The sequence below is a fragment of the Rhizorhabdus wittichii genome (genome assembly GCF_017607425.1).
GTDB lineage: Bacteria > Pseudomonadota > Alphaproteobacteria > Sphingomonadales > Sphingomonadaceae > Rhizorhabdus > Rhizorhabdus wittichii.
Genome location: NZ_CP059319.1, coordinates 2,933,962 through 2,947,268, shown reverse-complemented (window position 1 = coordinate 2,947,268; position 13,307 = coordinate 2,933,962). Strand labels below are relative to the sequence as shown.

The 13,307-nt window shown below is 69.6% G+C and carries 16 protein-coding genes; 7 read left to right on the top strand and 9 right to left on the bottom strand.

Annotation, left to right across the window (positions count from 1 at the left end; all coding sequences use genetic code 11):
• Positions 1-73: 73 nt before the first annotated feature.
• From HRJ34_RS13870 to HRJ34_RS13850, 6 genes are all read left to right on the top strand, one after another.
• Complete coding sequence (locus HRJ34_RS13870; RefSeq protein ID WP_012049763.1) at positions 74-1,147, top strand: hypothetical protein; 1,074 nt, start codon at positions 74-76, stop codon at positions 1,145-1,147.
• Between the two features lie 134 nt (positions 1,148-1,281).
• Positions 1,282-1,404 (top strand): hypothetical protein, encoded by a 123-nt coding sequence (locus HRJ34_RS29465; protein WP_016744234.1) that lies wholly within the window; start codon positions 1,282-1,284, stop codon positions 1,402-1,404.
• Between the two features lie 205 nt (positions 1,405-1,609).
• Positions 1,610-4,093: a TonB-dependent receptor plug domain-containing protein gene (locus HRJ34_RS13865; RefSeq protein WP_226948786.1), complete on the top strand. Its 2,484-nt coding sequence runs from the start codon at positions 1,610-1,612 to the stop codon at positions 4,091-4,093.
• Between the two features lie 23 nt (positions 4,094-4,116).
• Positions 4,117-4,599: a nuclear transport factor 2 family protein gene (locus HRJ34_RS13860; RefSeq protein ID WP_208631526.1), complete on the top strand. Its 483-nt coding sequence runs from the start codon at positions 4,117-4,119 to the stop codon at positions 4,597-4,599.
• Positions 4,600-4,627: 28 nt separating this feature from the next.
• A complete protein-coding gene (locus HRJ34_RS13855; RefSeq protein ID WP_208631525.1) occupies positions 4,628-5,923 on the top strand; it encodes a dipeptidase in 1,296 nt (431 codons plus the stop codon).
• Between the two features lie 2 nt (positions 5,924-5,925).
• Complete coding sequence (locus tag HRJ34_RS13850) at positions 5,926-7,098, top strand: NAD(P)/FAD-dependent oxidoreductase (protein ID WP_208631524.1); 1,173 nt, start codon at positions 5,926-5,928, stop codon at positions 7,096-7,098.
• A 17-nt stretch (positions 7,099-7,115) separates the two neighbouring features.
• Here HRJ34_RS13850 and HRJ34_RS13845 read toward each other — a convergent pair whose 3' ends face one another.
• The 4 genes from HRJ34_RS13845 to HRJ34_RS13830 all read right to left on the bottom strand — a co-directional run bounded on the left by HRJ34_RS13845 (position 7,116) and on the right by HRJ34_RS13830 (position 9,507).
• Positions 7,116-7,448, bottom strand: a complete 333-nt coding sequence (locus tag HRJ34_RS13845) for a DUF2794 domain-containing protein (protein ID WP_012049769.1) — start codon at positions 7,446-7,448, stop codon at positions 7,116-7,118.
• Positions 7,448-8,149 (bottom strand): serine O-acetyltransferase EpsC, encoded by a 702-nt coding sequence (gene epsC / locus HRJ34_RS13840; protein ID WP_012049770.1) that lies wholly within the window; start codon positions 8,147-8,149, stop codon positions 7,448-7,450. The genes HRJ34_RS13845 and epsC overlap by 1 nt, the downstream gene beginning before the upstream one ends.
• Positions 8,150-8,297: 148 nt before the next feature.
• Positions 8,298-8,819: a carboxymuconolactone decarboxylase family protein gene (locus HRJ34_RS13835; protein WP_029548473.1), complete on the bottom strand. Its 522-nt coding sequence runs from the start codon at positions 8,817-8,819 to the stop codon at positions 8,298-8,300.
• Positions 8,820-8,961: 142 nt separating this feature from the next.
• A complete protein-coding gene (locus HRJ34_RS13830; RefSeq protein ID WP_012049772.1) occupies positions 8,962-9,507 on the bottom strand; it encodes a peroxiredoxin in 546 nt (181 codons plus the stop codon).
• A 110-nt stretch (positions 9,508-9,617) separates the two neighbouring features.
• Between HRJ34_RS13830 and HRJ34_RS13825 the strand changes: the two genes are divergently transcribed.
• Entirely contained in the window at positions 9,618-10,517 is a 900-nt protein-coding gene (locus tag HRJ34_RS13825) for a hydrogen peroxide-inducible genes activator (protein ID WP_208631523.1), read from the top strand.
• Between the two features lie 58 nt (positions 10,518-10,575).
• Here the strand turns inward: HRJ34_RS13825 and HRJ34_RS13820 are convergent, their stop codons facing one another.
• Genes HRJ34_RS13820 through moaD form a run of 5 tightly spaced genes read right to left on the bottom strand, consistent with a single transcriptional unit; the run spans position 10,576 to position 13,306 of the window.
• Entirely contained in the window at positions 10,576-11,319 is a 744-nt protein-coding gene (locus HRJ34_RS13820) for a metallophosphoesterase family protein (RefSeq protein ID WP_208631522.1), read from the bottom strand.
• 12 nt (positions 11,320-11,331) lie between these two features.
• Positions 11,332-12,033, bottom strand: coding sequence for an anti-sigma factor (locus HRJ34_RS13815; protein WP_208631521.1), 702 nt, complete (start codon positions 12,031-12,033; stop codon positions 11,332-11,334).
• Positions 12,026-12,556: a sigma-70 family RNA polymerase sigma factor gene (locus tag HRJ34_RS13810; RefSeq protein WP_012049776.1), complete on the bottom strand. Its 531-nt coding sequence runs from the start codon at positions 12,554-12,556 to the stop codon at positions 12,026-12,028. Before HRJ34_RS13810 ends, HRJ34_RS13815 begins: the two co-directional genes overlap by 8 nt.
• Before the next feature lie 34 nt (positions 12,557-12,590).
• On the bottom strand, positions 12,591-13,052 hold the full coding sequence (locus HRJ34_RS13805) for a molybdenum cofactor biosynthesis protein MoaE (protein WP_208631520.1): 462 nt from the start codon (positions 13,050-13,052) through the stop codon (positions 12,591-12,593).
• Entirely contained in the window at positions 13,049-13,306 is a 258-nt protein-coding gene (moaD, locus tag HRJ34_RS13800) for a molybdopterin converting factor subunit 1 (RefSeq protein WP_012049778.1), read from the bottom strand. The genes HRJ34_RS13805 and moaD overlap by 4 nt, the downstream gene beginning before the upstream one ends.
• Position 13,307: the final 1 nt, after the last annotated feature.

The following is a 13,307-nucleotide window of genomic DNA, read 5'->3' as shown; positions in this document are numbered from 1 at the left end:
GTCGGCCAAGACTGTATTGTTCTTATAATACAGTTCTGCTAATCTCCCGCCCACAGGATCGGGAGAAACACCCATGTACAGCGAGAGCGATATCGATTCCGCGGTGCAGGCCGGGGCGATCAGCCCCGACGCGGCCGGCGCGCTGCGCGCCCATGTCGCCGCCCAGCGCGCGGTGCCGGCAGTCGACGAGGAGAGCTTCCGCCTGCTGACCGGCTTCAACGACATCTTCGTCTCGATCGCGACGGTGCTGATGCTGGTGGCGATGGGCTGGATCGGCAACATGGTCCGGCTGCTGGCTCCCGACCACGGACCGTCGCCCTTCGCCGGCTTCGCGGTGGCGGGCGCGGCCTGGGGCCTCGCCGAATATTTCACGCGCGAGCGGCGCATGGCGCTGCCCAGCATCGTCCTGCTGCTCGCCTTCGCGGGCGGGCTGTTCGCGGGTCTCGTGATATTGCTGCTGACGGCGCTCGGCCTGACGGAGACGGGACCGGGCGACGAGCGGCTCTCCGCGCTGGCGATCGCGGCCGGCGCCGCGCTGTCGGCGGGCGGCGTCTGGCTGCACTGGCGGCGCTTCCATGTGCCGATCACGGTCGCGGCCGGGGCGGCGACGCTGGCCGCCCTGTCGCTCGCGCTCGCCGTCGCGGCGGCGCCGATCCTCGCCGATCACATGCTCAAGCTGGTCCTGCTCGCGGGGCTCGGCGTCTTCGCCCTCGCCATGTGGTGGGACATGGGCGACCGGACCCGCACCACCCGCCGGACCGACGTCGCCTTCTGGCTCCACCTGCTGGCGGCGCCGATGCTGGTCCATCCGATCTTCGCCGGGCTCGGCATGCTGCACGGCGAGGCGGCCGCGGCGCAGGCGGCGTTCGTCATCCTGATCTACGTCGCCCTGGGGCTGGTCGCGCTGGCGATCGACCGGCGCGCGCTGATGGTGTCGGCGCTCGCCTATGTCCTGTTCGCGCTGTCGAGCCTGATCAAGCAGAGCGGCGCGGTCGATCTCTCCTTCGGACTGACCGCGCTGATCATCGGATCGGCGCTGCTGCTGCTCTCGGCCTTCTGGACGGCGGCGCGGCGGCATGTGGTCGCGCTGCTGCCGGCCGAGCTGGCGGTGAAGCTGCCCGTGATCGATCGGTTCCAGCCGGCCTGAGCCGGCTGGATCTTCGAACCCCATCCGCCAAGCGGAGCTTTCCCGAAGAGAATATAATTTTTCCTGGATTTATTTCTATCTAATCGATAGAGAAATGGATGTGGGTTGAATTCTCAACATCTCAGGAAAGATCGATGAGCAGAAAACAGGGGGGCCGGGCGCAGATCCAGAGCGTGGAGTCCGCACCGATCCCATTCGACGTCACGCGTCCGCCGGCGATGATGCCGGCCAAGGCCATGTGTTCGATGCGCGCCTGATCCGCGCGCCGAAACCATCCCCCATGGACCGGCCCCCGCACCCGCGCGGGGCGTGATCGCGATCAGCGAACCGTAGACGCGGCGATCCGTCGCGAAGGCAGGCCGGTCCCATATTCTTCCATCGCCTCTCATGGCGGCGACCTGTGCCCCCGCGCACCGGTCGCTTCCGGCCGCGCGCGCCATGAGCCTTCAAGAAAGATCCGCCGTGAACATCCAAGGACATCTGCCCGTCTCCTCCCGCCACGATCCGCGCCTTCCCGCGTCGCGGCGGCGGGCGCCGAACAAGGCCCGCCTCTATCTGGGCCTGGCGTCGATCGGACTGCTGGGCTGGCAGAACCCCGCGCAGGCCGAGGACCAGCCGGACGAGCAGGACTCGATCGTGGTCGTCGGCTCGCGCAGCGGCAATGCCCGCGCGCTCGAAAGCTCCGCGCCGATCCAGGTCGTCGGCGGCGACACCCTGCGCGACACCGGATCGCGGACCCTGTCCGAAGCGCTGCAGCGGACCGTGCCCTCGTTCAACTTCCCGACCTCGGTGCCGTCGTCGAACGCCGCCAGCTTCGTCAAGGGCGTGTCGCTGCGCGGCCTCGCCGCAGACCAGACGCTGGTGCTGATCAACGGCAAGCGCCGCCATGCGACGGCGCAGCTCAACGCCGGCGGCGGCACGACCAAGGGCGCCCAGACGGTCGACCTCAACAGCATCCCGCTGAGCGCGGTGGAGCGGGTCGAGGTGCTGCTCGACGGCGCGTCGGCGCAATATGGATCGGACGCGGTCGCCGGCGTCGTCAACATCGTCCTGAAGCAGGGCAGCGAGGGCGGCGACATCGCGCTGCTCTACGGCATCAACGACAAGGGCGACGGCAAGACCAAGAGCGTCGAGGGATCGTTCGGCCTGAAGCTTCCGGGCGACGGCTTCGTCCGCTTCGCCTTCGACGCGTGGGACATCGGGCGCACCCGCCTGTCGGTGCCCGACACCCGCCAGATGTATTTCGCCGGCGACCCGCGCGAGGCGAGCTATCCGAACCGCGACTGGTTCTACGGCAGCGGCGCGACCAAGCGGCAGAACATCTTCATCAACGGCGAGACCACCGTCGGCGGGGTGACCTTCTACGCGCAGGGCAGCTATGGCTGGCGCAAGGACGAGGGCTTCGGCAATCTTCGCCAGCCCAATTCCGACCAGACGGTGCGCGCCCTGTTCCCGGACGGGTTCCAGCCCTTCCTCCACATCCGGTCGCGCGACGCCGCCGCCGCCGTGGGCGCGCGCTGGGGCTCGGCCGCCGCGGGCGATTTCGACCTGAGCGCCAATTACGGCCGCAACCGGGTCAAGAGCGTGGTGTCGAACACCAACAACGCCAGCCTCGGCGCCGCCAGCCCGATCGCCTTCGACACCGGCGACCTGCTGAACGAGCAGACCAACGTCAACTTCGACTGGAAGCGCCCGTTCGCCGTGGCGTTCCTGCCGACCCCGCTCAACGTCGCCGCCGGCCTGACCTATCGGCACGAGGCCTATGAGGTGTTCGAGGGCGACTATGGCTCCTGGGCCAATGGCGGCGTGCCGATCCTCGACGGCCCCAATGCCGGCAAGGTGGCGACGCCGGCTTCGCAGGGCTTCGGCGGCTTCTCGCCCGACGATGCCGGGCGCCTCTCCCGCAACGTCTATGGCGGCTATCTGGAGCTGGAGAATTCGCCGACCGAGAAGCTGCGGATCACCCTGTCAGGCCGGTTCGAGCATTATTCGGACTTCGGATCGACCACCAACGTCCGGCTGGCGACCCGCTACGAGCTCACGCCGACGCTGGCGTGGCGGTTCAGCGCGGGCACCGGCTATCGCGCGCCGTCGCTGGGCCAGTCGGCCTATTCGCGCACCATCCCGAACATCACCAACGGCGTGCTCGCCACCAACCGCCTCGCCCGGGTCGACAGCGTGGAGGCCCGCGCGCTGGGCGCGACGGCGCTCAAGCCCGAAAAGTCGGTCAACCTGTCGACCGGCTGGGTATGGACGCCCAGCCCGGCCTTCTCGGCGACACTGGACGTCTACCAGATCAGCATCGACGACCGGATCGTCCTGTCGGAGACGCTGACCGGGGCGCTGGTCCGCCAGGTGTTGGCCAATGCCGGCTTCCCGACCTATTCGGGCCTGCAATATTTCACCAACGCGGTCGACACCCGGACCCGCGGCATCGACGCCACGGCCCGCTACCGGTTCAATCTGGCGTCGGGTGCCAGGCTCGACCTGAGCGCCGGCTTCAACTGGAACGAGACCAAGATCACCCACGTCAAGGACACGCCCGCCGTGCTGAGCGGCAGCGGGCTCGTCCTGATCGGGCGCGAGGCCTCGTCGCTGATCGAGGAGGCGAACCCCGATACCTTCCTGCGGCTGGCGGCCGACTATGGCGCGGGGCCGTTCGAGGCCCATCTCTCCGGCGTGCGCTACGGCGTCTACCGGACCCGCCACACCAGCAACCCGGCCTTCGACCAGCGCTACGGCCCGCAGGTCGTGGTCAATATCGCCGCCGGCTACGCGCTGTTCGAGGGGGTCAAGCTGTCGGCCGGCGTCAACAACCTGTTCGGCAGCCATCCCGACAAGGTCCTGACCGCGATCCGCAACCCGGTCGTCTCGGTCTATTCGGGCCTGTCGCCCGAGGGCGGCGCCGGCCGCACCTATTTCGCCCGCCTCGGTTATTCCTTCTGAGCCCCCTTTCGCGGAGACTTCCCATGAAATCCGTCCTCCTGAGCGCCCTGCTCGCCGTCGCCGTCCCTTCGATCCTCGTCCAGCCCGCCCAGGCGGCCGAGGGAGGGCCGGTGAAGGAGCATGGCACCCCCCAGGTCCGCGCGCAGGTCGTCCAGGCGATCGACGCCTGGCGGGCCGCCGTGGTGGCCAAGGACCGCGCCGGTCTCGAACGCGCCTATCATGACGACCTGTCCTATGGGCACACCGATGGCGCGGTGCTGACCAAGGCCGAGCAGATCGACCGGACCATCGTCCCCGACCGCGACTTCACCGCCGTCGACGTCAGCAACCTGGCGGTTCGTTCCTACGGCAATGTCGCCTATGTCACCGCGACCTACGCCTTCCACCTCCTGTCGAAGGGCGAGACGGCCGAGCGCGTCTCGACCCTGCCCGGCCTCGACGTGTGGACCAGGGGGCCGAAGGGCTGGCAGCTCATCGCCCGCCAGCTCACCCGCACCGCGAAATAGTCCTTCCCCGGTTCATCGAGAGGTTCCCATGACCAAGCGCTCCATCCGTTCGACCCTGGCCCTGCTGCTCGCTGGCACGCTGCTGCCGCTCGCCGCCGCCCAGGCCGATCCCTTCACGCCCGCCCAGATCGAGGCCGCCGCCGCCTTGCAGGACCGGCACGTCACGCTCGACAACCATCTCGACATCCCGTTCGAGTTCGGCAGCGGCGATCTCGATGCCGGCAAGGACGGCGCGTCGCAGTTCGACCTCGTCAAGGCCGAGCGCGGGCATCTGAAGGGCGCGGTGATCGCGATCTTCGTGCCGCAGGGCGCGCGCACGCCGGCCGGCTATGCGGCGGCGGCGGCGCAGGGCCGGAAGAAGCTGGCCGCGCTCCAGTCGGTCGTCGCGGAATATCCGCAGCGCGCGGCCTTCGCCACGTCGCCGGCCGAGCTGGAGGCGATCGAGGCGTCGGGCCGCTTCGCGATCGTCCTCAGCATCCTCAACGGCCATCTGATCGGCAAGGACCTGTCGCAGCTCGACGCCTGGTATCGGGACGGCGTCCGCATCTTCGGCTTCACTCATGCCGGCAACAACGACCTCGCCGATTCGGCGCGGCCCAACCTGCTGCGCGGCGACAAGCTGGACGAGCATGGCGGGCTGTCGCCGCTCGGCCGCGCGGCGGTCGCCAGGCTCAACGACCTGGGCATCGTGATCGACGTGTCGCAAATCTCGGGCCGGGCGCTCGCGCAGGTGCTGTCGCTGACCCGCGCGCCGGTCGTCGCATCGCATTCCAACGCGCGCGCGATCATCGATCATCCGCGCAACCTCGACGACGCGCAACTGGCCGCGATCAGGAAGAATGGCGGCGTCGTCGCGATCAACGCCTACAGCTCCTGGGTCCGTCCGCTGCCGCAGGAGGCGATCGACCAGGGCAACGCCGTCCGCCGCCGCTATGGCGTGCCGGAAGAGAATAGCGTGGCGGGGATCCAGCCGCTGACCGAGGCGGGGGTCAAGGTCCTGCCGGCCGAACGGTTCGAACAATATAGCAAGGAATTCCATGCCATCACCGGCGATCCGCAATATCGCGCGACCCTCGCCCAATATGTCGACCAGCTCGACTATGTGGTGAAGAAGATCGGCATCGACCATGTCGGCATCTCGTCGGACTTCAACCATGGCGGCGGCGTGATCGGCTGGAACGACGTCGGCGAGTCGGCGAACGTGACGGCGGAGCTGCAACGGCGTGGCTATAGCGAGGACGACATCGCCAAGCTGTGGGGCGGCAATTTCCTGCGCGTCTGGGCCCGGGTGCAGGCGCTCGCCAAGACGCCGGCGGGGCATTGACCATGGACCGGCGGCAAGCCCTCCAGCTTCTCGCGGCGTCGGCCTTCGCGCTCGGATCGGCGCGGCCGGCGCTTGCCGCCCCGGGCGGCCCGCGCAAGGTGGTGGTGATCGGCGCCGGCATCCTCGGCGCGGCGATCGGCTATGAACTGGCCAAGCGCGGGGCGGACGTGACGATCCTCGATCGCACCGGCCCCGCCGCCGGCGCCACCGGCAACAGCTTCGCCTATCTCAACGCCTCGACCAAGGCGTCGTCGCGGCCCTATTTCGGGCTGAACTGGCTGGGCATGGCGGGATGGCGCGCCTGGCAGCAGGAGGCGGGCGCGGCCCTGCCGCTGCGCTGGGGCGGCGCGGTCTATTGGCGGGGCGACGCGGCGGCGACGCAGCAGCTCGCGGCGTCGCTGAATACGGTCCATGGCTGGGGCTATGCCGGCCAGGCCGTGGACGGCGCCGACATCCGCCGGCTGGTGCCGTCGGTCACCGTGCCCGGCGATCCCAGCGGGGCCTTCTTTCCCGAGGAGGGCAGCGTCGATCCGGCCGAGGCCGTGGCGGCCCTGCTGGCGCGGGCCCGGCAGCATGGCGCGCGGACCGTCTTTCCGGCGGAGGTCACCGGCCTGATCGTCGCGGGCGGGCAGGTTCGCGGCGTCCGCACCCGCGAGGGCGAGCTGAGCGCCGACGCGGTCGTCCTCGCGGCGGGCCTCGGCAGCGGGGCGTTGGCGCGGAGCCTGGGCGTGCCGTTGCCGCTGACCTCGTCGCCCGGCATCCTCATCCACACCAAGCCGCAGCCGCCTCTGATCGACCGGCTCGTCTTTGCGCCGCACAGCAGCTTTCGCCAGACCGTCGACGGCCGCATCGTCAGCAGCAGCAGCGGCCATGAGGGCGGCGGCGGCACCGGCGATCCCGCCGCGATCGGCCGCGCCATATTGGCCGGCGCGGCGGACTATCTGCCGCAGATCCGCGACGCGGCGATCGACCGGGTCACGATCGGCCAGCGGGTGCTGCCCGGCGACGGCTTCCCGATCGTCGGCTTCGTCCCCAAGGTCGACCGGCTCTACGTCGCCGTCACCCATAGCGGCGTCACGCTGGCGCCGGTGCTGGGGCGCTGGGCCGCGACCGAGATCCTCGACGGGGCGCGGGTCGACCTGCTCGATGGCTTCCGCCCGGCGCGGTTCGGCTGAGCCCCCGCGCGCGTCGTTCAGTCGACCAGCTTCATCAGCCGGCGCTCGACCGGGGCGAGCACCGGGCCCAGTTCCTGGCCGCGCTTGAGGATCGAGCCGCCTTCGCCGATCAGCGCCCACATGCCCTGGCGGGTGCGCAGGGCGGGGCGCTTCTCGATGCGATATTCGGGCCGCTCGGCGGAGCGGCGGAAGGCGGCGAAGGAGGCGGCCTCGCGGCCCAGGTCGATCGCATAGTCGCGCCACAGCCCGGCTGCGACCATCCGGCCGTAGAGATCGAGGATACGCATCAGTTCGAGCCGGTCGAACCCCACTTGCAGGGGCTTGGCCGGGAAGGGGGCCACCGTCCCCATCAGGCCCGTTCGCGATCCTCGTCGATCTTGGCGCGCGCGGCGTCGCGCTCGTCGATCAGCTTGGCGATGCGGCCGCGCAGCACCTCCAGCTCGCAGCGCAAGATTTCGAGTTGCTGGGTCTGCGGGTCGAAGCGTTCGCTGCACGGCGTGCCATAGGGCACGAAGCCCTTCTGATATTCCTTGGCATCGACCAGCATCGGCTTGGCCGGGATGCCGACCACGACCTGACCCTCGGCGACGTCGCGGGTGACGACCGCATTGGCGCCGACCCGCGCGCGCGCGCCGACCGTGATCGGGCCGAGGATCGCCGCGCCCAGGCTGATGATCGCGCCGTCGCCGATCGTCGGATGGCGCTTGCCGCCCTCGCCGTTGGTCGGATTGGTGCCGCCCAGCGTCGCGCCCTGGTAGATGGTGACGTCGTTGCCGATCACCGCCGTCTCGCCGATCACGACGAAGCCATGGTCGATGAAGAAGTTGCGGCCGATCTGCGCGCCCGGATGGATGTCGATCGCGGTGATCATCCGCGAGAAGTGGTTCACGAAGCGCGCGAGGAAATAGAGCTCGGCCTGGAACAGCCAGTGCGCCACGCGGTGGAGCCCCAGCGCGAGCACGCCCGGATAGAGCATCACCTCCCACCGGGACCGGGGCGCGGGATCGCGCGCCTTGATCGAATCGAGGTAGGAAATCAGTCCGTCGAACATCCGAAATCCTTCAGGGCCCACTCCATCGGGAACGGCCAATATAGGCCGGCCGTTGCGCCCTGCAAAGATGTTCCTGAACGGTACGTGATAAGTCCAGCTTGTCAGGTGGCCGGTTTCCTCCCCGAAACAGGGAGGAAACCGGGATTTTTCACACCGCCGTCGCGTGGACGGTGGCGGCCGCCTTGATCACCGCGCCGACGCGCGCGGCGGTCTGGATCACGTCGGCGGCGACGCCGTGCTGGCGCAGCACCTTCTCATGACTGTCGATGCACAGGCCGCAGCCGTTCATCGCCGACACGGCGAGGCTGAACAGCTCGAAATCGTCCTTCTCGATGCCGGGCGAGCCGATCACGTTCATCCGCAGCTTGGCCGGCATCTGCCCATATTCCTTGTTCGAGGCGAGATGGACGAAGCGGTAATAGACGTTGTTCATCGCCATCACCGCGGCGGCGGCGCGGGCGGCGTTGGCCGCCTCGGGGCTCAGCTTGCCGGCCACCTCGGCCTCGGTCGCCTCGACGATCGGCTTGTAGCCCGAGCCATGGGCGCAGGCGAGCAGCAGGCCATATTTGCGCTGCTCGGTCAGCGTCTGGTCGCCGAGCAGCGAGCCGACGTTGAGCCGGATGTCCTTGGCATAGTCGGGCAGGGCGTCGGCGAATTCCTTGAGCGACATCGAATCTTCCTCTCGACAATCAAACGAACGGGACGGGGCGACGGTCAAAAAAAAGAGGGCGCGGAGGCCGGCCATCGTCCTCCGCGCCCCGTTTGTCGCGCGCGTGGGGGGAACGCGCGCGACGGGCTACCTGAAAAGGGGATCAGGCAGCGGGCTTGAGAACCTCGTCGCCGGCCTTCCAGTTGCACGGGCAGAGCTCGTCGGTCTGGAGGGCGTCGAGGACGCGGATGGCTTCCTGCGGGTTGCGGCCCTGGTTGAGGCCGTTGACCGTGACGTGCTGGATCACGTTGTGCGGATCGACGATGTAGGTCGCGCGATAGGCGACGCCGGCGTCCGCATCGACGATGCCGAGCGCGTCGGCCAGCTTCTTCTGGTTGTCGGCGATCCAGGGGAAGTCGCAATTGGCCAGACGCTCGTCCGACTTGCGCCACGCGAAGTGGACGAAATCGGTGTCGGTCGAAGCGCCGATCAGAACGGCGTCACGATCGGCGAAATCCTTCTGCAGCTCGCCATAGCCGATGATCTCGGTCGGGCAGATGAAGGTGAAGTCCTTCGGCCAGAAGAAGACGACCTTCCACTTGCCACCGGTATCGCCGGTGTCGATGGTCTCGCCGGCCGGAAGCGCGGAGACGCCCTGCTGCACGGGCAGGACGAACGACGGAAATTTGTCACCAACGGTAAGCGCCACGGGGAGTCTCCTTGTTGAGGCGATGGATGATCCGGTGATGGCGTCTTGGCAGGCTGGACCTGAGTGTTCAAATTGATTATTTCGCCACTAATGATCGAAGGAGGCGATGAATGGCCACCTACCTGCCAACCCTGAAGCAGCTCCAATATCTGGTGGCGCTCAAGGATCACGGCCATTTCGGCCGCGCGGCGGACGCCTGTTTCGTGACTCAGTCGACCCTGTCGGCCGGGCTGCGCGAGCTCGAATCGCTGATCGGCATCACCCTGGTCGAGCGGACCCGGCGAGTCGTGCGCTTCACCCCGCTCGGCCTGCGCATCGCGGAGAAGGCGCAGCGCGTCCTGCGCGAGGCGGAGGAGCTGGGCGACCTCGCCCGCGCGGCGGGCAAGCCGTTGTCGGGCGACCTGCGCATGGGGGTGATCCCGACGATCGCGCCCTTCCTGCTGCCGCGCATCCTGCCGAAGCTGCGGTCGGCCTGGCCCGACCTCAAGCTCTACCTGCGCGAGGAGACGACGGGGGCCGCCTGCGACTCGCTCCATCGTGGCCATCTCGACTGCGTGCTGCTGGCGCTGCCCTATCATTGCGGCGACATCGAATCGGTCGACCTGTTCCTCGACCGGCTGTTCGTCGCCTTCCCGAAGGGCGAGATGGACGGGCCCGCGCGCGGCATCGTCGCCGACGACATCGACGAGAGCCGGCTGCTGCTGCTCGAGGACGGGCATTGCCTGAAGGACCATGCCCTCGCCGCCTGTAACCGGCCCGAGCTGCGCGCCGAGGCGGCGATGCTGGGAACCTCGCTCCACACGCTGGTGCAGATGGTCGACAACGGGCTGGGCGTCACGCTGCTGCCGAAGATGGCGCTCGACGCCGGCATCCTCGAAAACACCCATGTCGTCGCCAAGCCGCTCGACGCCGACCATCCGGCCCGCCGCATCGCGCTCGCCTGGCGCCGCGGCTCCCCGCGCGAGAAGGAGTTCAAGCTGCTCGCCGACGCCTTGCGCGAGGCGGAGTAAGGCTTTCCCTTGCCTCACCTCCTCGTCATTCCCGCGAAAGCGGGAATGACGAGGAGGGCTAGGAACCCATTCGTCCCGTGCGGAGCGCGATCGCCCAGTCGGGCCGCTCCTGCGCCTCGGCGGCGCGGGCGGCGGCCTCCCAGTCATAGTCGACCGCGATCGGCTCGGCGGTCCAGCCGCCGTCGGCCTGCCGCTCGGCGATCGCATAGCATGCCTGCGGCGTCCCGCTCTCCATGACGTGCGGAAAGGGCCGGTCGTCCGCATAAGCGGGCAGGCCGACCGAGCCGGGATTGACGATCATCTGCCCGTTCGGACGGCGATGGGCCCGGGGCAGGTGGGTGTGGCCGCACAGGATCAGCGCGGCGGTTTCCGGCCCCGTCCTGGCGGCGATCTCGTCGGCCGTCGCCGGGCGCACGCCGTCGGGGCCGACATGGTCGAGATAATAATCGAGGTCGCTGTCCGGCGTGCCGTGGCAGAGCAATATGTCGGGCGCGAGCCGCATCGTCGCGGGCAGGCTCGTCAGCCAGGCGCGGTGCGCGTCGGTGAGCAGCGGGGCGGCATGGGCGTCCGACGCCCCCATCGCCGCCGGCTCGAGGGTCAGGAGCTGCCGCTCGTGATTGCCGCGGATCGTCGGCAGGTCGAGCGCGATCAGCCGGTCGGCGGTGGCGGCGGGGTCGAGCGGGCCCGACAGGATGTCGCCGAGGTTGACGATCCGGTCGACGCCGCGCCGGCCGATGTCGGCCAGCACCGCGTCGAGCGCGGCGAGATTGCCGTGAATGTCGGAGATGGCGGCGATCCTCATCGCCGGCTCCTATCAGCTCGTCGGCAGCGAGACCATCCGGCCCGAATAGACCACCGGCCCGGTCGGCAGGCCGGTCGGCGACCCGCCCTTGGGCTCGACCGACACCGCGATCGTCATCTCCTGCTGCAGGTCGAGCGCCATGCGGTCGAGCGCGGTCGCGCCGTCCTCGCGCATCAGGCCGATTGATTTGGGCGCCGCCTTGCCGGCGATCACCCAGAGTTCCAGGCTGTGGCCGGGACGCGGCGCGACGTTCACCGGCATCACCCGCATCTCCTTGCGGTCGCGGTCATAGGTGACGAGCAGCGCCGGCGCGCCGCCCTGTTCGCTGAGCGCGGCGACCGACTGGAACAGCGGCGAGGGAGCCTGCTGCGCGACCTGTGGCGCGGGCGCGGCCGGTTCGATGCGGGGGCGAAGCGCGACGCCGGTGCTGACCAGCGCGACGAGCGCGGCGGCGACCGTCGCGACCTGCCAGCGGCGCAGGCGGCCATTGTCGTTGGCCGGGCCGCTGTCCGCGCCGATCCGCGTCCACAGTCCGGTCGGGGGCGCTTCTTCCGGTACGGCGAGGAGCAGCGGGGACAGGCGCTCCTGCCATGTCGCCACCGCCGCGACCGCGGCCGGGTCGGTCAGCAGCCGGCGCTGGAAGGCGCGGCGTTCGGCGTCGTCGAGCGTGCCGAGCACATATTCGCCGGCGAGCATGTCGATGTCGTCAGCCATCGAGACAGCCTTTCAGCCGGGCGAGGCTGCGGTGCAGCCAGCTCTTGATCGTTCCGGTCGGATGGCCGAGCCGCTCGGCCAGCTCCTCGCGGCTCTCGCCGTTCAGATAGGCGGCGAGCACCAGCGCGCGCTGATCGGCGTCGAGCCGGTCGAGGCAGACGCGCAGCGCGGCGAGCTGCTCGGCCGACACGTCCTGCGGATCGCGGAGCGCATCGAAGTCGAAATCCTCGTCGCGGGTGCGGCCGGCGGGCCGCTCGCGTCGGCGCAGGTCGATCGCGACATTGCGCGCGATCGTCGCCGCCCATGTGATCGGGCTGCCGCGCCGGGCATCGAACCCCGCGGCGTTGCGCCAGATCTTCGTATAGGCTTCCTGCATCGCGTCTTCCGCCATGGCTCTCTCCGGCAAGATACGCAGGACCACGCCGAAAAGTTTTGCCGAGGTCCGCTCGTAGAAGCGGGCGAAGGCGGTGCGGTCGCCGTCGGCGACGGCCAGCAGCAGGTCGGGAAGCTCCTCGGCGCTCATCGTTCGATGGTCTCCCCTGTCATTGCTTTCGCGGTCATGCCCGCTTCGCCTCCCACCGCGCCGCGGCGGCATCGTCCTCGGCGCGCGCCTCGACCCAGCGGCTGGCGCCGTCGGTGAAATGCTCCTTCTTCCAGAAGGGCGCGCGTGTCTTGAGCCAGTCGATCAGGAAGCTGATCGCCTCCAGCGCCGCCGCGCGGTGCGGCGATGCCGCCGCCGCCAGCACGATGCGCTGGCCGGGCAGCAGCCGGCCGTGGCGGTGGATCGCGGTGACGCCGAGCAGCGGCCAGCGCGCCGCCGCCTCCTCGGCGATCCGCGTCATCATCGCCTCGGTCATGCCGGGATGATGCTCCAGCTCGAGCGCCTCCAGTCCGCCGCCGCCGCGCACCACGCCGGTGAAGCTCGCGACGCCGCCGCCGCCGAGTGCCTCGAGCCGCGCCAGCTCGGCGCCGACGTCGAAGTCGGCGGCCTGGACGCGGACGAGGATCGCCGCGCTCATCCGCCGGTCACCGGCGGGAACAGCGCGATCTCGCGCGCGCCGGCGATCGGGGCGTCGGGGGTCACGAAGCCGTCGCCGATCGCGGCGCGCACCCGCGCCCGGTCGGCGAACGCCTCGGCATAGCCGCCGCCGCGCGCGGCGAGCCAGTCGACCAGCGCGGCGACGGTCGCGACCTCGGCGGGTGGCGACACCGTCTCGGCGCTGCGGCCGATCGCCTCGCGGACCCGGGCGAAATAGAGCAGCTCGATGGCCATG